Annotated in this window: 19 protein-coding genes, 1 tRNA gene and 1 riboswitch; of the genes, 9 read left to right on the top strand and 11 right to left on the bottom strand. The window is 54.1% G+C overall.

Annotation, left to right across the window (positions count from 1 at the left end; translation table 11 throughout):
- Positions 1–56: 56 nt before the first annotated feature.
- From O3681_RS06115 to murJ, 6 genes are all read left to right on the top strand, one after another.
- Positions 57–566 (top strand): OmpH family outer membrane protein, encoded by a 510-nt coding sequence (locus tag O3681_RS06115; protein WP_107723877.1) that lies wholly within the window; start codon positions 57–59, stop codon positions 564–566.
- Positions 567–667: 101 nt separating this feature from the next.
- Positions 668–1708, top strand: a complete 1041-nt coding sequence (lpxD, locus tag O3681_RS06120) for a UDP-3-O-(3-hydroxymyristoyl)glucosamine N-acyltransferase (protein ID WP_107723876.1) — start codon at positions 668–670, stop codon at positions 1706–1708.
- Positions 1709–1781: 73 nt separating this feature from the next.
- Positions 1782–2231 carry a 3-hydroxyacyl-ACP dehydratase FabZ gene (fabZ, locus tag O3681_RS06125; protein ID WP_003681704.1) on the top strand — a complete coding sequence of 150 codons (450 nt, stop codon included), beginning with the start codon at positions 1782–1784 and terminating at the stop codon, positions 2229–2231.
- 74 nt (positions 2232–2305) lie between these two features.
- Positions 2306–3082 (top strand): acyl-ACP--UDP-N-acetylglucosamine O-acyltransferase, encoded by a 777-nt coding sequence (lpxA, locus tag O3681_RS06130; RefSeq protein WP_107723875.1) that lies wholly within the window; start codon positions 2306–2308, stop codon positions 3080–3082.
- Positions 3083–3241: 159 nt separating this feature from the next.
- Positions 3242–4417 (top strand): lipid-A-disaccharide synthase, encoded by a 1176-nt coding sequence (gene lpxB, locus O3681_RS06135; protein WP_371459526.1) that lies wholly within the window; start codon positions 3242–3244, stop codon positions 4415–4417.
- Between the two features lie 9 nt (positions 4418–4426).
- Positions 4427–5965, top strand: a complete 1539-nt coding sequence (murJ, locus tag O3681_RS06140) for a murein biosynthesis integral membrane protein MurJ (protein WP_371459527.1) — start codon at positions 4427–4429, stop codon at positions 5963–5965.
- Between the two features lie 91 nt (positions 5966–6056).
- Here the strand turns inward: murJ and thiC are convergent, their stop codons facing one another.
- Positions 6057–7946, bottom strand: a complete 1890-nt coding sequence (thiC, locus tag O3681_RS06145; RefSeq protein ID WP_371459528.1) for a phosphomethylpyrimidine synthase ThiC — start codon at positions 7944–7946, stop codon at positions 6057–6059.
- Between the two features lie 93 nt (positions 7947–8039).
- Positions 8040–8139: riboswitch (TPP riboswitch) on the bottom strand.
- A gap of 111 nt (positions 8140–8250) precedes the next feature.
- Here thiC and O3681_RS06150 point away from each other — a divergent pair.
- Positions 8251–8327, top strand: a tRNA-Met gene (locus O3681_RS06150).
- A 177-nt stretch (positions 8328–8504) separates the two neighbouring features.
- Here O3681_RS06150 and O3681_RS06155 read toward each other — a convergent pair.
- Entirely contained in the window at positions 8505–9641 is a 1137-nt protein-coding gene (locus O3681_RS06155) for an FUSC family protein (RefSeq protein ID WP_070748872.1), read from the bottom strand.
- Between the two features lie 154 nt (positions 9642–9795).
- Between O3681_RS06155 and rnhB the strand changes: the two genes are divergently transcribed.
- Complete coding sequence (gene rnhB / locus O3681_RS06160) at positions 9796–10389, top strand: ribonuclease HII (protein ID WP_371459710.1); 594 nt, start codon at positions 9796–9798, stop codon at positions 10387–10389.
- Between the two features lie 57 nt (positions 10390–10446).
- Here rnhB and O3681_RS06165 read toward each other — a convergent pair whose 3' ends face one another.
- Positions 10447–11451 carry a quinone-dependent dihydroorotate dehydrogenase gene (locus O3681_RS06165; RefSeq protein WP_371459529.1) on the bottom strand — a complete coding sequence of 335 codons (1005 nt, stop codon included), beginning with the start codon at positions 11449–11451 and terminating at the stop codon, positions 10447–10449.
- Positions 11452–11700: 249 nt separating this feature from the next.
- On the opposite strand from O3681_RS06165, the gene O3681_RS06170 reads away from it, so the two are divergent.
- Positions 11701–13710, top strand: a complete 2010-nt coding sequence (locus tag O3681_RS06170) for an OPT family oligopeptide transporter (protein ID WP_371459530.1) — start codon at positions 11701–11703, stop codon at positions 13708–13710.
- A 347-nt stretch (positions 13711–14057) separates the two neighbouring features.
- On the opposite strand, the gene waaA is transcribed toward O3681_RS06170, so the two are convergent.
- From waaA to O3681_RS06210, 8 genes are all read right to left on the bottom strand, one after another.
- A complete protein-coding gene (gene waaA / locus O3681_RS06175; protein ID WP_371459531.1) occupies positions 14058–15320 on the bottom strand; it encodes a lipid IV(A) 3-deoxy-D-manno-octulosonic acid transferase in 1263 nt (420 codons plus the stop codon).
- A 138-nt stretch (positions 15321–15458) separates the two neighbouring features.
- Entirely contained in the window at positions 15459–15890 is a 432-nt protein-coding gene (locus O3681_RS06180) for a plastocyanin/azurin family copper-binding protein (RefSeq protein WP_107723867.1), read from the bottom strand.
- Between the two features lie 166 nt (positions 15891–16056).
- Positions 16057–16824: an ABC transporter ATP-binding protein gene (locus O3681_RS06185; RefSeq protein WP_371459532.1), complete on the bottom strand. Its 768-nt coding sequence runs from the start codon at positions 16822–16824 to the stop codon at positions 16057–16059.
- Between the two features lie 10 nt (positions 16825–16834).
- Complete coding sequence (locus O3681_RS06190; protein WP_049332949.1) at positions 16835–17881, bottom strand: iron ABC transporter permease; 1047 nt, start codon at positions 17879–17881, stop codon at positions 16835–16837.
- Between the two features lie 116 nt (positions 17882–17997).
- Complete coding sequence (locus O3681_RS06195) at positions 17998–19113, bottom strand: ABC transporter substrate-binding protein (protein ID WP_371459533.1); 1116 nt, start codon at positions 19111–19113, stop codon at positions 17998–18000.
- 345 nt (positions 19114–19458) lie between these two features.
- Positions 19459–21222, bottom strand: a complete 1764-nt coding sequence (gene ptsP / locus O3681_RS06200) for a phosphoenolpyruvate--protein phosphotransferase (RefSeq protein ID WP_107723864.1) — start codon at positions 21220–21222, stop codon at positions 19459–19461.
- Entirely contained in the window at positions 21222–21491 is a 270-nt protein-coding gene (locus O3681_RS06205; RefSeq protein WP_003683718.1) for an HPr family phosphocarrier protein, read from the bottom strand. The genes ptsP and O3681_RS06205 overlap by 1 nt, the downstream gene beginning before the upstream one ends.
- A 49-nt stretch (positions 21492–21540) precedes the next feature.
- Positions 21541–21969, bottom strand: coding sequence for a PTS sugar transporter subunit IIA (locus O3681_RS06210; protein ID WP_049344952.1), 429 nt, complete (start codon positions 21967–21969; stop codon positions 21541–21543).
- Positions 21970–21998: the final 29 nt, after the last annotated feature.

Below are 21998 nucleotides of genomic sequence, written 5' to 3' on the forward strand. Positions count from 1 at the left end.
ATTGGCGGCAAGCTTATTGCAAACCGCCTGTTTGTTTTCAAGCAAGGATTTTTATTATGAGTAAAATAGCCGACACCCTCCGTGTCCTCGCCGTAGCCCTGCCGGGTTTCGTGCTGTTGCCGCAAGCGGCGGCGGATGGCGTGCAGAAAATCGGTTTTATCAATACCGAGCGCGTTTATCAGGAATCCAAGCAGGCGCAAAACATTCAGATGACTTTGGAAAAAGAGTTCAAAAGCCGTCAAACCGCCTTGCAAAAGTTGCAACAGGAAGGCGAGGCTTTGGAGCGAAAACTGAGCGGCGACAAGCTCAACGACAGCCAAAAGGAAGCGGAAACCCAAAAATGGCGCAATCTGGTACAGAAATTCCGCAAGCAGCAGGCCGAGTTGGCAGAAGACTACAATCTGCGCCGCAATGAAGAATTTGCCGCGCTCCAGCAAAATGCCAACCGCGTCATCGTCGATTTGGCCAAGCGTGAAGGTTACGACTTCATCTTGCAGGATGTGATTTACGTCAACGGCCGCTACGACATTACCGACAGCGTTATCAAAGCCCTAAATGCACACTGACCCTGCTCGGCAGCGAATGTAACCATACAGACAAACCTAAGGCCGTCTGAAACCCAAACCGGCATCTTTCAGACGGCCTGACATCTTGACGGCAGATTATCATGACTTCACAAGCATACACCCTGTCCCAAATCGTTTCCCAACTCGGCGGCGAATGGAAAGGCGAAGATATCGCCATTACCGCCGTCCGTCCGTTGGATCAGGCGCAGGCAGAACACATCAGCTTTTTGGCCAATCCGAAATACAAAGCCGAAGTGCACGACAGTCAGGCAGGCGCAGTGATTGTGTCGCCAAAAGCCGCGGACGAATTTGCGGGCCGCAACCTGATTGTGGCTGCCGACCCTTATCTTTATTTTGCCAAAGTGGCACGATTGTTCTCGCCGATTGTCAAAGCACAGGGTGGCGTACATCCGACTGCCGTTGTCGAGGCCAGTGCCAAAGTGCCGGCAAGCTGCGAAATCGGCGCGAATGCCTATATCGGCGCGAATACCGTATTGGGCGAAGGCTGCCGTATTTTGGCCAATGCCGTTGTTCAACACGATTGCACGTTGGGCGATGAAGTCGTGTTGCATCCCAACTCCGTCATCTATTACGGCTGCACTTTGGGCAACCGTGTCGAAATCCACAGCGGCGCCGTCATCGGCGCGGACGGTTTCGGCTTAGCCTTCGCCGGCGATTCATGGTTTAAAATTCCGCAAACCGGCGCAGTCACGCTGGGCGATGATGTGGAAATCGGTTCGAACACCAATATCGACCGTGGCGCAATGAGCGACACGACCGTCGGCAACGGCACCAAAATCGACAACCAAGTCCAAATCGGCCACAACTGCAAAATCGGTGCGCACACCGTTATCGCCGCCAAAACCGGTATTTCCGGCAGCGTCACCATCGGCAATTATTGCATTATCGGCGGCGGCGTCGGCACGGTCGGACACATCGAAATCGCCGATAAAACCACCATCGGCGGCGGTACATCCGTTACCCACAGCATTACCGAAAGCGGCCAGCATTTGGCCGGTATTTTCCCGATGTCGGGCTACAAAGACTGGGCGCGCAATGCCGTTTATATCCACCGTTTGAGCGAAATGAACAAACGCCTCAAAACGCTGGAAAAACAGCTTGCCGACAGCGACGAAGCCTAAAGGCGGCGCAAACAGTCCGCGCCCCGCATCCGAATACGTTTAAACCCAATACAAACAAGGAAAGACGAACATCATGGACGTACAACTCCCGATCGAAGCCAAAGACATTCAAAAACTTATCCCACACCGTTATCCGTTTTTGCAACTCGACCGCATTACTGCGTTCGAACCGATGAAAACCCTGACTGCGATTAAAAACGTCACCATGAACGAGCCGCAGTTCCAAGGCCACTTTCCCGACCTGCCCGTGATGCCTGGCGTGTTGATTATCGAAGCCATGGCGCAAGCGTGCGGCACACTGGCCATCCTCAGCGAAGGCGGCCGCAAAGAAAACGAATTCTTCTTCTTCGCCGGTATCGATGACGCCCGTTTCAAACGCCAAGTTATCCCTGGCGACCAACTGGTTTTTGAAGTCGAGCTGTTGACCAACAAACGCGGTATCGGCAAATTCAACGCCGTTGCCAAAGTCGACGGTCAAGTTGCCGTTGAAGCCGTGATTATGTGCGCCAAACGCGTGGTGTAAGAATGGGACGGGCCGTCTGAAAGTTCAGACGGCATCTTGCAGGCAATACCTGTATCAGACAGCAAGGAGACAGCATGACCCTTATCCATCCGACCGCCGTTATCGACCCTAAAGCCGAACTCGACTCCAGCGTCAAAGTCGGCCCATACAGCATCATCGGCCCCAATGTGCAAATCGGTGCGAATACCGAAATCGGCCCGCACGTCGTCATCAACGGCCATACGACCATCGGTGAAAACAACCGCATTTTCCAATTTGCCAGCCTCGGCGAAATTCCGCAGGACAAAAAATACCGCGACGAGCCGACCAAGCTGATTATCGGCAACGGCAACACCATCCGCGAATTTACGACGTTTAACCTCGGTACGGTCACCGGTATCGGCGAAACCCGTATCGGCGACGACAACTGGATTATGGCCTACTGCCATCTCGCCCATGACTGCGTGGTCGGCAACCATACCATCTTCGCCAACAACGCCTCACTCGCAGGCCACGTTACCATCGGCGACTACGTTGTCTTGGGCGGCTACACGCTGGTGTTCCAGTTCTGCCAAATCGGCGACTACGCCATGACCGCGTTTGCCGCCGGCGTACACAAAGACGTACCGCCATACTTTATGGCTGCAGGTTACCGCGCCGAACCGGCCGGCCTCAACAGCGAAGGTATGCGCCGCAACGGTTTCACTGCCGAACAGATTGCCTCCGTCAAAGATGCGTATAAAACCATTTACCATCGCGGCATTCCATTTGAAGAAGCCAAAGCAGATATCCTGAAACGTGCCGAAACCCAAAGCGAATTGGCAGTATTTAAAGACTTTTTTGCACAATCCACACGCGGTATTATCCGTTGATTGATGGATTGAAGGCCGTCTGAAACTGTTTCAGACGGCCTTTGGATTGCAAAAATCCGCGCATTGGGGCAGTTTTCCTGTCTGTTTGCTGTCGATGCCGTCTGAAAATGGGCGGACAAATAACCGCCCCAAAATCTTTTAGCTTCCGAACCTTAACACATGAATCCCAATCCTTCCCCCCTTATCGCCATCAGCGTCGGCGAAGCTTCCGGCGACTTGCTCGGCGCACACTTAATCCGTGCCATTAAGGCGCGTTGCCCGAATGCGCGGTTTACCGGCATCGGAGGCGAGCGTATGAAGGCGGAGGGTTTCGAGAGTTTGTACGATCAGGAAAAGCTGGCGGTGCGCGGTTTTGTTGAAGTTATCAAACGCCTGCCGCAGATTTTGAAAATCCGCAAAGGGCTGGTGAGCGATTTAATCCGCCTCAAGCCGGATGTGTTTATCGGCATCGATGCGCCGGACTTCAATCTCGGCGTGGCGGAAAAACTCAAGCAGGCAGGCATTCATACCATTCATTACGTCAGCCCATCGGTGTGGGCGTGGCGGCGCGAACGAGTCAATAAAATCGTACATCAGGTCAACCGCGTGTTGTGCCTGTTTCCGATGGAGCCCCAGCTTTATATCGATGCCGGAGGCAAGGCCGAGTTTGTCGGCCATCCGATGGCGCAAACCATGCCGGTGGAAGCGGATAGGGCGGCGGCGCGGCAGAAGCTGGGCGTGCCTGCGGACGTGCCCGTGTTTGCCATATTGCCCGGCAGCCGTGTGAGCGAAATCGATTACATGGCGGCGGTGTTTTTTCAGACGGCCTTATTGCTGCTGAAACGTTATCCGCAGGCACGGTTTTTACTGCCTGTGGCAACGGCCGCAACGCGCAAACGCATTAGCGAAATTTTGGCGCAGCCTGAATTCGCCGCCCTTCCCATCACGCTGACCGACAAGCAGTCGGATACGGTTTGCGCCGCTGCCGACGTGGTATTGGTCACCAGTGGTACGGCGACTTTGGAAGTGGCCTTGTGCAAGCGGCCTATGGTTATCAGCTACAAAATTTCGCCGCTAACTTATGCGTATGTGAAAAACAAAATCAAAGTGCCGCATGTCGGTTTGCCCAATATTCTGTTGGGTAAAGCCGCCGTTCCCGAGCTGCTGCAACACGATGCCGTCCCTGAAAAACTGGCACAGGCCGTGGCAGACTGGTATGACCGCCCTGAAGCCGTGGCCGCGTTGGAACAGGATTTTCACGCCTTGCATCTGCTGTTGAAAAAAGATACGGCGGCATTGGCTGCGGCGGCAGTATTGGAAGAAGCCGGATTTTCAGACGGCCTGAAAGACAAGTAAGGAAAATACATGAATTTATTGGGAGCATTGGCCAAGGTTGGCAGCCTGACGATGGTGTCGCGCATTTTAGGCTTTGTGCGCGATACGATTATCGCCCGTGCGTTTGGTGCAGGCATGGCGACGGATGCGTTTTTTGTCGCGTTTAAACTGCCCAACCTGCTGCGGCGAGTGTTTGCAGAGGGCGCATTTGCCCAAGCCTTCGTACCGATTTTGGCGGAATACAAAGAAACCCGCTCGCCCGAAGCCACGCAGGCGTTTGTGCGTCATGTGGCCGGCATGTTGTCGTTTGTGTTGGTCATCGTTACCGCGCTGGGCATACTTGCCGCGCCGTGGGTGATTTATGTTTCCGCGCCCGGTTTTGCTAAAGATGCCGATAAGTTTCAGCTTTCCATCGACCTGCTGCGGGTAACGTTTCCTTATATTTTATTGATTTCACTATCCTCTTTTGTCGGTTCGATACTCAATTCCTATCATAAATTCGGCATTCCCGCCTTTACGCCGACATTTTTGAACATCTCCTTTATCGTCTTTTCCCTGTTTTTCATACCGTATTTTGATCCGCCTGTTATGGCGTTGGCGTGGGCGGTATTTGTCGGCGGCGTGTTGCAGCTGGTGTTCCAACTGCCTTGGTTGGCAAAACTGGGCTTCTTGAAAATGCCCAAACTCAGCTTTAAAGATGTGGCGGTCAACCGCGTAATGAAACAGATGGGGCCGGCTATTTTGGGCGTGAGCGTGGCGCAGATTTCCTTGGTCATCAATACCATCTTCGCCTCGTTTTTGCAGTCCGGCAGCGTGTCATGGATGTATTACGCCGACCGACTGATGGAATTGCCGACCGGCGTTTTGGGCGTGGCACTCGGTACGATTTTGCTGCCTACCTTGTCCAAACACGCCGCCAGTCAGGATACCGAGCAGTTTTCCGGTCTGCTCGACTGGGGTTTGCGCCTGTGCATGCTGCTGACCCTGCCTGCCGCCGTCGGCCTTGCCGTGTTGTCTTTCCCGTTGGTTACGACCTTGTTCATGTACCGTGAATTTACGCTGCACGATGCGCAAATGACCCAATATGCGCTGATTGCCTATTCCTTCGGCTTGATCGGTCTGATTATGATTAAAGTGTTGGCGCCCGGCTTCTACGCGCGTCAAAACATCAAAACTCCTGTTAAAGTCGCTATTTTCACGCTGATTTGCACGCAGTTGATGAACCTCGCCTTCATTTCGCCACTCAAACACGTCGGCCTGTCCCTCGCTATCGGTTTGGGCGCGTGTCTGAATGCAGGTTTGCTGTTTTTCCTTTTGCGCAAACACGGCATCTACTGCCCCGGCAAAGGTTGGGCTGCGTTTTTGGTCAAAATGGCCATCTCTTTGGTCGTCATGGGCGGCGGTTTGTGGCTGGCGCAATCTTATCTGCCGTTTGAATGGGTGCACGTCGGCGGCTTTAAAAAAGCAGGCCAACTCTGCGTCCTGATTGCCTTGGGCGGCGGCCTCTACTTCGTTTCCCTCGCCGCGCTCGGCTTCCGTCCGCACCATTTCCGCAGGGTAGAAAAATAAGCAGCCAGAGGGCGTATTGCTTTGGCTTAAAGGCTATTCGCTAAAAAGGCCGTCTGAAACATTTTCAGACGGCCTTTTCTTGCTTTATGTTTTAACTGTAAAGCTTCGCCCCTTTTTTGACGAACTCAATCGCTTTTTCTTCCATGCCTTGCTGCTTCGCTTTTTGTTTGTCAGCGTAGTCACGCACTTCCTGCGTGATTTTCATCGAGCAGAATTTGGGACCGCACATCGAGCAGAAGTGGGCGATTTTCGCGCCTTCGGCGGGCAGAGTTTCGTCGTGGAAGCTCTCGGCGCGTTCGGGGTCGAGGCTTAAGCGGAATTGGTCGCGCCAACGGAACTCGAAACGCGCCTTGCTTAGGGCATTGTCGCGTAATTGTGCGCCCGGCCAGCCTTTGGCGAGGTCGGCGGCGTGGGCGGCGAGTTTGTAGGTGATGATGCCGGTGCGCACGTCTTCTTTGTCGGGCAGACCCAAATGCTCTTTCGGGGTAACGTAGCAGAGCATGGCTGTGCCGTACCAGCCGATGTTGGTCGCGCCTATGCCCGAGGTGATGTGGTCGTAGCCGGGGGCGATGTCGGTAACGAGCGGGCCGAGGGTGTAGAAAGGTGCTTCAAAGCAATGTTGCAGCTCTTCGGTCATGTTTTCTTTCACGCGTTGCAACGGTACATGGCCGGGGCCTTCAATCATGACTTGGACATCATGCTCCCACGCTTTGGCGGTCAATTCGCCCAAGGTGTGCAGCTCGGCAAATTGGGATTCGTCGTTGGCATCGGCAATGCAGCCGGGACGAAGGCCGTCGCCGAGGCTGAACGATACGTCGTAGGCTTTCATGATTTCGCAGATTTCGTCGAAATGCGTGTAGAGGAAGTTTTCCTGATGATGGGCGAGACACCATTTCGCCATGATGGAGCCGCCGCGTGATACGATGCCGGTGAGGCGGTCGGCCGTCATCGGTACATAACGCAGCAATACGCCTGCGTGCAGGGTGAAATAGTCCACGCCTTGTTCTGCCTGCTCGATTAAGGTGTCGCGCACCAAATCCCAAGTCAGGTCTTCGGCGATGCCGCCGGTTTTTTCCAAGGCCTGGTAAATCGGCACGGTACCGATGGGGACGGGCGCGTTGCGGATAATCCATTCGCGCGTTTCGTGGATGTGCGCGCCTGTGGATAAGTCCATAATCGTGTCCGCGCCCCAACGCAGCGACCACACCATTTTTTCGACTTCTTCGGTCAGGCTGGAAGTGACGGCGGAGTTGCCCAAGTTGCCGTTGATTTTGACGCGGAAGTTGCGGCCGATAATCATCGGTTCGAGTTCGGGATGGTTGATGTTGGCAGGGATGATCGCGCGTCCGGCGGCGATTTCTTGACGCACGAATTCGGGCGTGATTTGGTCGGGATGGGTCGGGATATTCGCACCGAAACTTTGCCCTGCATGTTGTTTCAAGAGCTTGGCGTATTCAGGCCGTCTGAAAAGCTCGTCCAGCTTCATGCGTTCGCGTATGGCGACAAACTCCATTTCCGGCGTAATGATGCCTTGGCGGGCGTAGTGGAGCTGGGTTACATTGCGGCCTGCTTTGGCGCGGCGCGGGCGGGTGATTTGGTTGAAGCGCAGATGGGCGGTTTTCGGATCGTGCGCGCGTTCGGTGCCGTATTCGCTGGAAAGCTTGGGCAGGATTTCGGTATCGCCGCGTTCATCCAGCCATGCGGTGCGGACGTGCGGCAGACCCTGTTTTAGATCGATGTGTGCCGCCGGATCGCCGTATGCGCCGCTGGTGTCGTACACTGGAATCGGCGGATTGGCTTCCGTACCTTGCGCCGTGTAGGTGTCGTCCTGACGGATTTCGCGCAAAGGCACGCGGATGTCGGCGCGGCTGCCCGGGATATAGACGCGGTAGGAATTGGGATATTGGAAGCGGATGCCGATGTCTTCGCTCAAGTCGGAAAGACGGCGTGCCTCATCGCCGGTTTTTTTAGCGGTAGTCATAAAAAATTGCTCCTGTTTCTCGGTTATGAAATGGAAACAGGAGCATTGCTTTTTTTCAGACGGCCTTTGGATATCTTCAATCAACCGTCTAAAAATACCTTTGCCGAAACTCCCCACGCAGGTATTATCCTGTTCGGGTGTAAAGGGTATTTCTCAGCCGCTCGATTTGAAAGCAGCACCCCTGTTTCTTTATTAACGAAAAATTAAACCATGCGGATGGTTTTTTGTAAAGCGGCGTTTTTCGCATTTTCTGTCAAAAACGCTTGACAGCGATTACGTCTTTCCGTATAGTTACAACTTCTGACGCGGGATGGAGCAGCATGGTAGCTCGTCGGGCTCATAACCCGAAGGTCGTAGGTTCGAATCCTGCTCCCGCAACCAAATATAAAAATCCCCTGCAATCGCAGGGGATTTTGCTTTATGCGGCATTTATTGTTGCTTGGATTGATTGAAAGGCCGTCTGAACCATTGAGTTTCAGACGGCCTTTTTATTGGCCGATGTTATCGGCGGCTAATTCGTTTTTGTCTTTTATTTTGAGTTTGTGTTTTTCAGACGGCCTATTGTTGCTCTGGATCGGTATCGTTGCGCAGGTGTTCTTTGAGGCGTTGCAATTCTTTTTTGTCCAACCATTTATTGCGCGAACGTTGCAACAGGATCACCAAAGCGGCGATTTCGTTGCGCATATTGGTGCTGAGCCAGAGGAAGCCTTGCCAGTCGTAATGCAGGCGGGCGGCCGGTTTGCTTAGTTCGGTATTGAGCGAAGTATCGATGCGGATGCGGCGGGCGTAGTGGCCTTTGATGAGGCGGACGGTCAGTCGCAGCTCGCGTTGGAGCTGGTTGAAATGGCGGTCGAGCAGGCGGATTTCGCTTTCGTTGAGCGTGGGCGCGCGCAGTTTGGCGGCGGTGGTCAGGAGCAGCTCGGTGGTGTTGACGATTTTGCGGTGGGCATGCTGCATGGCTTCCATCATATTGTTGCTGATGTGGCTTTCACCGGATGTGGCGGCCAGATGGCTGCGGCTTTTGACCATACGGGCGTTGATTTGGCGCATTTTAATCATGTTTTGTTCCAAACGCTCGCGCGTCATGCGCTTGCCGTTGCTGATTTCAGCAATCATTTTGGCGCAGTCGGTGAGGTTGTCGGCAAGCATGAAGCGCCACATCAGGGTGGAGCGCAGGGGCAGGAGTTTGGCGGCGGCAATGGCGATGGCGGCACCAATCAAAACGTTCATGGCGCGCATCAGGCCGCTGTCAAGCCAATGGTGGCTGCTGTCGCCGATGAGCATGCACATGGTCAAACCGGCAAGCATGGCGACATAACCGTTTTTGCCGACCGCAGACCAACCGGCCACCGCGCTGGCGGCACCGATAATCAGATAGAAGAAAACGCCGTCTTGCAAATAATGTTGGTTCAACCATAAAACGGCCAAACCGACACCCAAACCGATGGCCGTGCCGAGCATCCGTTCGACCGCTTTGGAGTAAATCGCGCCTTGGAATTGCAGCATGCCGAGGACGACAAAGACGGTCATGCCGATCCACTCGCCGTGTTGCAGGTGGAAGACTTTGGCCAACAGGGTGGAAAACACGATTGCCAAGCCGAGGCGGAAGGCGTGGATATGGCGGCGATAGCGGTAGCGTTCGTAGGCATTGAGCCAGCGTTCGGAAAAATGGAGGCGTTCGGATTGGGCAGGCATGTTGTAAGACGTATCGGTATGTGGGGATGTAAATTATAACTGATTGGTAAAGCAGATGAAATTTGAACTGCTCTCCAACGGTTTGAACTATTGCAGAATTTCTCTGCCGCAAGCAGATATAATGGCGGCTTTGAATCAGACAGGCGGTGAAGAAATGGCGACGGTTTTTAGCGCAGGCGTGGACGAAGCGGGACGCGGCCCTTTGGTCGGCAGCGTATTTGCGGCGGCAGTGATTTTGCCGGAACATTTTGACCTGCCGGGTTTAACCGATTCAAAAAAACTGAGCGAAAAAAAGCGCGATATGTTGGCGCAGATGATTAAGGAACAGGCGGTTGCATGGAGCATTGCCTTTGCCGACCCCGACGAAATCCTGCGACTGAACATCCTGCACGCAACCATGGCGGCAATGAAGCGAGCAGTCGAGGGGCTGTCGGTTGTGCCCGACAAAGTGTGGATAGACGGTAACCGCGTGCCGAAAGATTTGAATGTCCCTGCCGAAGCCGTGGTCAAAGGCGACAGCAAAATCATCGAAATTTCCGCCGCTTCGGTTTTGGCCAAAACCGCGCGTGATGCGGAAATGTATGAATTGGCGAAACGCTATCCGCAATACGGGTTTGACCGCCATAAAGGCTACGGCACGGCGCAACATTTGGCCGCGTTGAAACAATACGGCGTATTGCCGGAACACCGCCGCGATTTTGCACCGGTCAAAACTTTATTGGCACAAGGCAATCTGTTTGAAGAATGAAAGCATATCAAAAGGCCGTCTGAAAGATTTCAGACGGCCTTGTTTTTTAGAAAAGTATCATTTCAACGCAGCCAAACACTCTTTAATCAACTCAGGGCCGCGATAAATCAAACCGCTGTACACCTGAACCGCACTGGCGCCCAAGCGGATTTTTTCTGCCGCGTCCGCGCCGTTCATAATGCCGCCGACGCCGATAATCGGCAGTTTGCCGTCAATGCGTTCCGCCAAAAGTTTCAACACCTGATTGCTTTTCTCGCGTACGGGCAAGCCGCTCAAGCCGCCTTGTTCGCCTGCGAGCGGATGGTTGCCCAAGCTTGATTTATCGATGGTTGTGTTGGTGGCGATGATGCCGTCCATTTCCACAGATTTGACCACATGGGCGATGTCGTCGATTTGCGCTTCGTCCAAATCCGGCGCAATTTTGACCGCCAGCGGCACATATTTGCCATGCGCGGCCGCCAGTTGCGCCTGTTTGTTTTTCAAGGCTTCCAACAATGCGCTCAACTCGTCGCCGCCCTGCAAGGCACGCAGGTTTTTCGTATTTGGGGAAGAAATATTGACCGTGATGTAGCTCGCGTGGGCGTAGGCTTTTTCCAAGCAAATCAGATAATCGTCGGCCGCGTTTTCAATCGGCGTAACGGCATTTTTGCCGATGTTGATGCCCAAAATGCCTTTAAAGCGGCTGTTTTCAATGTTGCGGATCATCGCGTCGATGCCGTGGTTGTTGAAACCCATGCGGTTGATGATGCCTTGGTGTTCGGGAACGCGGAAAAGGCGTGGCTGCGGATTGCCCGGCTGCGGCTTGGGCGTTACCGTACCGATTTCGACAAAGCCGAAACCCAAAGCGGCAAACGCATCGATACACTCGCCGTTTTTGTCCAAACCTGCCGCCAATCCGACCGGATTGGGCAGCTGCAAACCCATCAGCTCGGTTGGTCGGGTGTGGCTGTCCACCTTGGGCAGCAGGCCGAGTTTTTCGATGGAACGCAAACTGTTGAGCGTGAAATGATGGGCCTTTTCTGCATCGAAACGGAACAGTATGGGGCGGACGAGTGAATACATGGCGGCGGCTTTCTGAACAGTTGATGAATTTGGCGTTATTTTACCTGAAACCGTCAAACTGCCCCAAACGTCTGTATCGATATGATTTTATTGTTTGGCGTCAAATGAAAATAAATAGGGTTTTTGCGTGTAATCGGATAGTTCATTAAAATGGTAAGAGAGAGGCTTTTCAGACGGCCTGATGGATGTATCAAAAGGCCGTCTGAAAAGTTTTGATTTGATTGTTTACCTGATACAGGAAGATTTTTTATGAAACAGGCGGTTGATCCTTATGCGAGTTTCCGTGAACTGACGCTGCGGGGGATGATACTCGGTGCGTTGATTACGGTGATTTTTACGGCATCCAATGTGTATTTGGGCTTGAAGGTGGGTCTGACTTTTGCGTCTTCGATTCCGGCTGCGGTGATTTCGATGGCGGTTTTGAAGTTTTTTAAAGGCAGCAATATTCTGGAAAATAATATGGTGCAGACTCAGGCTTCGGCTGCGGGTACGCTCTCCAGTATTATTTTTATCTTGCCGGGTTTGCTGATGGCCGGTTATTGGGCGGGCTTTCCGTTTTGGCAGACTACGCTGCTGTGTATGTCCGGCGGTATTTTGGGCGTGATTTTCACTGTGCCTTTGCGTTATGCGATGGTGGTGAAGAGCGATTTGCCTTATCCGGAAGGCGTGGCGGCGGCTGAGATTTTGAAGGTCGGCGACCATGATGCGGATCAACAGGAAGGCGGCAGCGGTATCAAGGAATTGGTGTCGGGCGGCGCTCTGGCGGGTTTGATGAGCTTCTGCGCAAGCGGTTTGCGCGTGGTGGCGGACAGCGCGAGCTTTTGGTTTAAAGGCGGCGCGTCGGTGTTCCAAGTGCCGATGGGCTTTTCTTTGGCCTTGCTGGGCGCGGGCTATTTGGTCGGTCTGACCGGCGGTATCGCGATTTTGCTGGGTATTTCGATTGCATGGGGTGTGGCCGTACCTTATCTGTCGGCGCATATTCCGCAACCTGCCGATATGGAGATGATTCCTTTTGCGATGTCTTTGTGGAAGGAAAAGGTCCGTTTTATCGGCGCGGGTACGATCGGTATTGCGGCTATTTGGACGCTGTTGACTTTGGTGAAACCGATGGCCGAGGGTATGCGCCTGTCTTTCCGCAATCTCGGCGGCGCGCAGATGACTGAGCGCACGGAACAGGATTTGTCGGCTAAGGCGATAATTGCCTGGGTGTTGTCGATGATGCTGGTGTTGGGCGTGTCTTTCTTCCACTTTATCGGCGACTCGCATATTTCCGGCGGTTTGGCTTGGTTGTTGGTGGTTGTATGTACACTGCTGGCTTCAATTATCGGCTTTTTGGTGGCCGCGGCTTGTGGTTATATGGCTGGTTTGGTCGGTTCGTCTTCCAGCCCGATTTCGGGTGTGGGCATCGTCTCTATCGTCATTATTTCGCTGGTGTTGCTGCTGGTCGGCGAATCCGGCGGCTTGATGGCGGACGAGGCAAACCGCAAATTCCTGCTGGCGTTGACGCTGTTTTGCGGCGCGTCTGTGATTTGTGTGGCTTCGATTTCCAATGACAACCTGCAGGATTTGAAAACGGGTTATCTGGTAAAAGCAACGCCTTGGAAACAGCAGGTTGCGCTGATTATCGGCTGCGTTGTCGGTGCATTGGTGATTTCTCCTGTGTTGGAGCTTTTGTATGAAGCCTACGGCTTTACCGGTGCGATGCCGCGTGAAGGAATGGATGCGGCCCAAGCTCTTGCCGCTCCTCAGGCAACTTTGATGACCACCATCGCCCAAGGTATTTTCTCGCACAATCTGCAATGGGATTATATTTTCACCGGCGTGGCCATCGGCGTGGCGTTGATCGCGGTCGATTTCACATTGCGCAAATCCTCCGGCGGCAAGCGTGCTTTGCCGGTATTGGCCGTGGGCATGGGCATTTACCTGCCGCCGTCTGTGAATATGCCGATTGTGATCGGCGCGGTATTGGCGGCTGTGTTGAAATCCATTATTTCCCGCCGTCAAGAAAACCGTGAAGGCCGTCTGAAAAATGCGGAACGTATCGGTACGTTGTTCTCCGCCGGTTTGATTGTCGGCGAGAGCCTGATCGGTGTGATTATGGCGTTTATCATTGCCTTCTCGGTAACCAACGGCGGTTCGGATGCGCCTTTGGCCCTGAACCTGGAAAACTGGGATACGACCGCCAAATGGTTGGGCTTGGCATTTTTTGTTTTCGGTATGTTCGTGTTTGCACGTCGCGTGTTGAAAGCAGGACGTTAAGTTTGTAGGTTGAGAAAAGGCCGTCTGAAACCCAAAAAATTGGGGTTTCAGACGGCCTTTTTAGTGGAAATTTGTTGGGAATGATTTTAGGAAGTTTGGGTATAATTATCGTGGGGCTGGTAGCAAAAAAGCCCCATTGCAGTGGGGCTTTGTGCTGAAACCGCCCTAGAAAGGATGGTTTCAATCATGAAACATACCACTCGCACGGGTCGTTCATGGCTGAGACTGCGGACAGTCGTTAGGATTATCTTAACCCTGTTCCTGCTCTTAGTCAATTAAACGGCTGAAAACAAAAAACTGTTTTTCATTTTCCGCCTGTTTGTCATGAACGGGCGGTTTTTTGTTGTTTAACGCTGATTTAAACAATCTGCAATCGCTTTGGCAATTTTGGGACTGGCGCCTTGGTGTTGCGAAATGAATTGCTCGGTGTGGCTGATCAGCTGTTGGCGCAGCGTTTCGTCGTCGAGGTATTGGCGCGTGGTTCTGTACCAGGCTTCGGCGGTTTCTACGCGGACGGCGGCTTTGGCTTCGACTGCGCCTTTGCAGGCTTGGGCGAAGTTGTAGTTGGAGTAGCCGAAGAGGGTGGGGACGCGACAGGAGATGGGTTCGATGATGTTTTGGCAGCCGGCATCGACGAGGCTGCCGCCGACGAAGGCAATGTCTGCGCTGAGGTAGTAGGCGGCAAGTTCGCCCATGCTGTCGCCTATCCAAACCTGTGTATCGGGGGAAACGGGTTGTCCGTCGCTGCGTTTTTGGACGGTATAACCAAGCGATTTGGCGGTATCGTAGGCCGTCTGAAAGTTTTCAGGGTGGCGCGGTACGATGACCAGCAAGGCATTGCCGCGGTAGCCCTGCCATGCTTTGAGGAGCAGTTCGGCTTCGTCTGTGCCTTTGTATACGCGCGTGCTGGCGCAGACGACGACAGGGCGTGCGCCGATGCGTTCTTTAAAGGCGACGGCAAGCGGGCGCGAATCGTCGGGGGGCGCAATGTCGTATTTGGTGTTGCCGCAGACGTGGACGTTGGATGCGCCGATGAGGTGCAGGCGTTCGGCATCGGCGGCGGTTTGGGCAAAGCAGCCGGAGAGGCTCTGCATGGCAGGCTCGACCAGTTTGCGGATTTTGAGGTAGCCGCGTTGGGATTTTTCGGAGAGGCGCGCGTTGGCCAAAAAGAGGGGAATGCCTGCTTCTTGGCAGCCGTGCATCAGGTTGGGCCAGATTTCGGTTTCCATCAAAATGCCGCAGATGGGGCGGTGTTCGGCTAAAAATCGGGCGACCCATTTGGATTTGTCGTAGGGCAGGTAACGGCATTGCGCATCGGGGAACAGGGATTGTGCGGTGGCGCGGCCGGTCGGCGTCATTTGGGTAATCAGAAACGGTGAGTCGGGAAAATGACGGCACAATGCCTGCACCAAAGGTTCGGCCGCACGCGTTTCGCCGACGGATACAGCGTGTATCCAAATCGGGCGTTGCACGGGATTGGGATACGCCTGCCCGAAACGCTCGCCCCAATGCTCGAGATAGGCTGGGGATTTGAGGGCGCGGCGGCGCAGGTGGCGGCGGATCAGGAAGGGGGCAAGGTGCCACAGCGTGGCGTAAAGGCGGCGTATCATGCTTACGGATCTTGTGTCGGAATAGGCCTATTTTATCGGAAACTGAAACGGAAGATATAGCTTTGATGCGTGTTTTACGCAAAGGAAACAGGCCGTCTGAAAGGTTTCAGACGGCCTTTAATACAGGCATAAACGCGTTTACTTCACTTGCGCCATGTATTTTTTCAGACGGCCTTTGCTTTGCATGGCGCGGTTTTCCATTTCATCGACAACGGCTTGCGCTTTGGCTTTGTTCACCGGTTTGCCGACCTGAATCACGCCGCTCATGTTCATCATGCGGTGCGGCGGGCAGGTATAGACGTACACGCCTTCTTTGTCGAGTTTGAGGGTGAAGTCTTTGCCGTCTTCGGACAGGAAGTCGGCAACGCCGTCGGGCAGGGCTTTGCTTTGCACCCAGTGGCCTTTGTTGGCGGCTTTGAAGGTTACGGTGTCACCGACTTTGGCGTTGACGTAGCCGGGTTCGAACACCATGCTGCCGTCTTTGCCGTTGTCGAGCATTTTGATTTCGTGGTTGGCGGCGTATGCGCTAAGGGAAGCGGTCAGCATGAGGAGGAAGAGGGATTTTTTCATGGGGGAGTCCTTTCTAAGGATAAAAAATATGGGACGGGCTGATGAGTCGAAGAGGTAAGCCTTGGGCTTACCGCCCTCTCCCTAACCCTCTGCTGCGGGAGAGGGGATAAGTTGCAGGGAGAACGCAGGCCGGATGCTCAAATCCGACATTTCAGGAGCGGTCAAGTTACGCACTCTGCCGCATCGGGCGAATAACGGGCAGGCCTTTGCTGTCGTATAAAAGTTCGATGTCCACTTTGTACAGCCTGCCTATCATGTCCGCCTGCAACACGTCCTGCGGCACGCCCTGCGCCTGTACTTTGCCTTCTCCGAGCAGAATAACGCCGTCTGAAAACTGTGCGGCGAGGCTCAAATCGTGCAACACCATCAGCGTAACCAGATTGTGTTCGTGCGTGTATTGCGCCACGCGCTCCAAGAGGTTCAATTGGTGGTGCATATCCAGCGCGCTGACCGGTTCGTCCAGCATCAGGATTTCGGGACGGCGCAGCATGACTTGGGCAAACATGACGAGCTGCCGCTGTCCGCCGGAAAGCCGCATGACGTCGCGGTGCGCCAGATGGCCGATGCCCAGCTCCGCCATGATACTTGCGGCTTCGTGCAGCAGTTCGTCGCCGACGTGCATGTGCAGCGCGTCCATGCGGCCGAGCAACACGACTTCCAACGCGGTCAGCGAGGCTTCGGCGGCGGTGTCCTGCGGCATATAGCCTATGCGTTTGCGCCAGCTTTGCAGGTGGATTTTGCTCAACACTTCGTCGCCGTAGCGGATGGTGCCTTTGTGCGCCACTTCGCCGAAAATCGTTTTCATCAGCGAGGATTTGCCCGTGCCGTTGGGGCCGAGCACGGAATAGACTTTGCCTTGTTCCAGCGTCAAATCGATATTGTCGGCGACCACATAATCGCCGCGCCGGATGTGTACGTTTTCAAGTTTCAACATTTCAGACGGCCTATCGTTTCGTTAATACAATCCAGAAGAAGAACGGCACGCCGACAAACGACGTAACAATCCCCACCGGAAACAGCGCGCCCGGGATAATCACCTTGGACAACACGCTCGCTACCGATAAAAACGCCGCCCCTGCCAGCATTGCGCCGGGCAGGAAGAAACGTTGGTCTTCGCCCAAAAGAATCCGCGCCACATGCGGCGCAACCAAGCCGATAAAGCCGATGACGCCGACAAAACTGATGGCCGTCGCCGTCATTACCGCCACCAACACCAGCGTTTTCAGACGCAAAAATTGCAGATTGATGCCCAGCCCGACGGCGCGTTCTTCGCCCAAGCGCAGCGCAGTCAGCTTCCACACATCGCGCGAAAGCAGAAACACGCATACCGCCGTAACCGCCGCCGTAACGATGACTGTTTCCCAAGTCGCCTTGGTCAGGCTGCCGAACAGCCAAAACAGAATCTGCTGCGAAATCTCAGGCGCGGCGATAAATTGAATCAGCGACAAAATCGACTGAAACAGGAACAACAGCGCAATCCCCACCAGCACCAACATCGCCGAGTTGAAACGGCGCGCTGAGGCAAACAGAAACAAGATGCCCGAAGCCAGCATGGTCATCACAAACGCGCCGATGGGAACGGCGACCGTTTCAGGCAGCCCGAAACCGCCGAACGCAATCACCGCCGACGCGCCCAAACCCGCCGCCGCCGCCAAGCCCAGCGTATAAGGGCTGGCCATCGGGTTGTTCAGGAGCGTTTGAATTTCCGCACCGCCGACACCTAAAGCCGCGCCGACCACCAAGGCCATCACCGCAATCGGCAGGCGCAAATCCATCACAATCAGGCGGTTCATTTCATCGACTTCGGGTTTGCCCAGCAAAACATTGACCACTTCGCCGACGGGCAGCGTGTCCGTCATCGCAGGGCCGGTGGCGATGTCGAATAGGAAACTGACCGCTGCGATGACTAAAAACATCAACACAATCAACCAACGCTTGCCTTCCAACTTGCGCTGGTTTTTCACAATCTCGGCGACAACCGAATCATTCATGTTTCAAACCTTTAAAAAAGAGTGTTGTGAAAGGGGAGAACAGGTTTGCCTTTTTCTTCCGCAAAAATTTCAGACGGCCTTCCGATTTAAAAGGCCGTCTGAAAATCTAAATTACCTTATTGTCCTTTCGGATAGAGGTAGAACGTGCCGTTCGGTACGACGGGCAGGTTTTGGCGGTAGAAGTCCAAATAGGTTTTTTCAGGGTTGAAATCCTTAAACAACTGCGGATAAATCGCTTTGGCCATAAACTGAATCGATGCGCTGTCGGACAGCGTGCGCGAGTTAGCGTGGTAGGCGGCGTAGAGGCGGTTGTTTTTAATCGCAGGCAGGTTTGCCCAGCCGGCGCGTTTGGCAAAGCCTGCCAGGCGTTTTTCCGCTTCGGCTTTTGGAATGCCCCAGCCCATGACCATGGCGGCAGGGTTTTTCTTCAATTCGGTTTCGCGGCCGGTAATTACGATCACGTCGGGTTTGGCGGCGAGGACTTTTTCAGGATTGATCGGGCCGTAGAATTCGACCGAAGAAGCGGCGATATTGTTGCCGCCGACCAGTGTCGCCATCGAACCCCACATGCTCTTGCCGAAGGTAACGCTGTGTTCGGCAGGGCCTTTGTTGCCGAACTCGATATAGACTTTAGGCTTGGGCAGGTTGGCTTTTTTCACGCGCGCCTGGATGGTGTCGGCAACGCGTTTGTAGTCTGCCGCCAGTTTGTCGGCTTTTTGCTGCTGGCCGGTCAGCGTGCCGATGAGCTTGGTCGATTGAACGTGTTTGGCCACTGTTTGCGCGTTGTAGTCCAACACGACGATGGGGATGCCGGCTTTGTTGATGCGGTCGAGATCGGAACCCAAAGCCTTGTATTGCCATTCGGCCAAAACCAGCAAATCGGGTTTCAGCGCCAATACTTTCTCAATCGAGAAAGTGCCGACTTCCACTTCGCCCACGTCGGTCAGCTGATTCAGTTTAGGCACGGCTTTGCTGAATACCGCCCAGCTTGGCGGTGCCCAGTCGGCCCAAACTGCTTTGGAAAAACCGACGACGTTGTCCAGCGCGGTTTTGCCGCCGATGGCCATGTAGTCTTGGTAGTAGAAGCCCAACACCACGCGCTTGGCAGGCAGGTCGACAGTTACCTTACGGCCGAGGATATCGGTCAGCTGAACGGGTTTGGCAAAAGCGGATACGGAGCCGACTGATAAAGCGGCGGCGGCAATCAAAGCAGAAAGTTGCGTAAATCTCATGAACCATTCCTTTAAAATATGATGATAATCACTATCATTTATAAGTTTATAAGGTATTGAATCTTTTTTCAAGTGAACGAGTGAGTAGACATATTTCGAAATAAAAAGTTTCATCATTAAAACGAAGGGATAGTGTTTATATAGGGCTTGGGTGTAAAAAGGAATGATATGGGGTACCTAAAGCCATAGTGGGCAGTAGCTGGAATGGATCGGTAAAGGGTTTTTTATTGCAAAAAAATAAAAGGTATTTGGTTGAAAACAAGGCCGTCTGAAACCTTGCAATCAGGGTTCAGACGGCCTTTGGTGGAGGCATAAAAGTTTTATTTCACTTGCGCCCTATATTTTTCAGACGGCCTGTAATTCCGCCTGTTCGCTTTGGTTGAGGATTTTAATCAGTTTCTCGGCTTTTTCCGGGTCTTCGCAGCGCAGGATTTTGGCGGCATCGTTTTCAAGATGGCCGGTGTGGCTGTGCAGGATGATGTTTTTAACCGAAAGCAGGTTGTTGGGGTTCATGGAGAATCGGCGCAGGCCCATGCCGAGCAATAGGCGGGTGAAGACGGTATCGCCGGCCATTTCGCCGCAGATGGAGACGCCTTTTTCCATACGGTTTGCCGTGCGGATGATGTGTTGCAGCGTTTTGAGGACGGCAGGGTGGCCGGGTTGGTAGAGGTGGCTGACGCTGTCGTCGCCGCGGTCGACCGACAGGAGGTATTGAATCAGGTCGTTGGTGCCGATGGAAACGAAATCGACGAGCTTGAGGATGCTGCCGACGGTCATGGCGGCGGACGGGATTTCAATCATGCAGCCGATGCTGACCGGGCCGAAGATTTCGCCGCGTTCGGTCAGCTGGCGTTGGGCCGTGTCCAGATGGATAAGGCATTGGCGCACTTCGGAAATGGATGTAATCATCGGCCACATCATGCGCACGGGGCCGTGGGCGGCGGCGCGGAGGATGGCGCGCATTTGGGTGCGGAACATGACCGGCTCGGCGAGGCACAAACGGATGCCGGTCAAGCCGAGCGCGGGGTTGAGGCTGCCGTTGGGCGTGCTGTTTTGGCCGAACCAGCGCGGATTTTTATCGACACCCAAATCGACGGTGCGGATGGTGATGTTTTTGCCTTTGAGTTTTTTGACGATGCCGGCGTAGACTTCGTATTGTTCGTCTTCGGTCGGCATGTTGTCGCGGTTGAGGTAGAGGAATTCGCTGCGGAACAGGCCGACGCCGTCTGCGCCGAAGTTGTGCAGGGCTTTGATGTCTTCGGCGGATTCGATGTTGGCCAAAAGTTCGATGTTGATGCCGTCGGCCGTGGTGGCGGCGGTTTTTTTGATTTTGTTGAGTTCGCGCTTGTGGCTGCGGTATTCGCGGGCGAGGCGGCGGTATTCGTTGAGGACGACTTCGTCGGGATCGATGATGAGGACGCCGTTGATGCCGTCGACGATGACGATTTCGTTTTCGGTGATGAGTTTGCGGGCGTTGTGCAGGCCGATGACGGACGGGATGTCGAGGCTGCGGCCTAAGATGGCGGTGTGGCTGGTCGGACCGCCGGCATCGGTCACGAAGGCGGTAATGTGCTGCTCTTTGAACAATACGGTATCGGCAGGCGAGAGGTCGTGCGCGATGAGGACGGTGTCGTCAAACAGGTTGCCGGCGAGGTTGATTTCGTTGCTCTGACCGACAAGGTTGTTGTGGATGCGGCGGACGACTTGGAGCATGTCCTGTTTGCGTTCGCGCAGGTAGTCGTCGTCGATGCTGTCGAACTGGGCGGCGAGCTTGTCGCTTTGCAGTTTCAATGCCCATTCGGAGTTGATTTTCTGCTCGCGCAAAATGTCGATGGGTTCGCGCGAGAGGGTAACGTCGGTCAGCAGCATCAGGTGCAGGGAGATGAACGCGCCCAATTCGGTCGGGGCATTTTCGGGAATCGCGCCGCGCAGCTGTTCCAATTCTTTGCGCGTGGCTTTGATGGCGTTGTCGAAACGGGTAACTTCGGCATCGAGCTTGTCGGGATCGATGTCGTATTGGGGAACTTCCGTTGTGCCGCGCGTGATGAGGTGGGCGTGGCCGATGGCAATGCCTTTGCCCGCGGCTACACCGTGTAGGACGATGCTCATTATTCGCCCTCGCCGAAGTAGTCGTTGATGAGGTCGGTCAACGCCTGCATAGCGGCGGCTTCGTCTGCGCCTTCTGTTTCCAGCTCAATCACGGTGCCTTTGGCTGCGGCCAGCATCATCAGGCCCATGATGCTTTTGCCGTTGACGCGGTTGCCGTTTTTGGTGACCCAGACTTCGCTTTGGAATTGGGAGGCAGTTTGGGTGAATTTGCTGGAAGCGCGCGCGTGCAGGCCGAGTTTGTTGATGATTTCGATTTCTTGTTTGAGCATGAATGTCCCCTAAATGTAATGTTCGTAAAGTGAATGTTTTCAGACGGCCTTAGCCGTGTTCTTTGCACACCAGGTCTTCAGGTGCGGATGTAATGGCGAAAATGCCCCGGATGGCGGCCTCTTTGACGGTTTCGGTGAAGTCGGAGAGGTTTTCGGCTTGTGATGAGTATTGGATGGCTTTAATCATCATCGGGGCGTTGAGGCCGGTCAGGATGGCGGATTTGTTTTCGCGCACCAGCCGGCGTGCGGCGTTGCACGGGGTTGCGCCGAAGATGTCGGTCATGATCAGCACGCCGCGGTTGTCGGGAAATTCCTGCAACGCGGCGATGGCGTTGTTGATGATGTCGTTTTGATCTTCGTCGGGCTGTACGCCGAGGATGTGGAGATTTTCGGGGAAGCCGTTGGGAAAGAAATGGTCGGCCAAACCGCGATAGGCTTCACCTATGGTTTCATGTGTAATGATTAACAAACCTATCATGATGTGTTCCTATTATTGGGGTTGAGGCC

Source organism: Neisseria sp. 27098_8_158 (genome assembly GCF_041433145.1).
Taxonomy (GTDB): Bacteria; Pseudomonadota; Gammaproteobacteria; order Burkholderiales; family Neisseriaceae; genus Neisseria; species Neisseria subflava_E.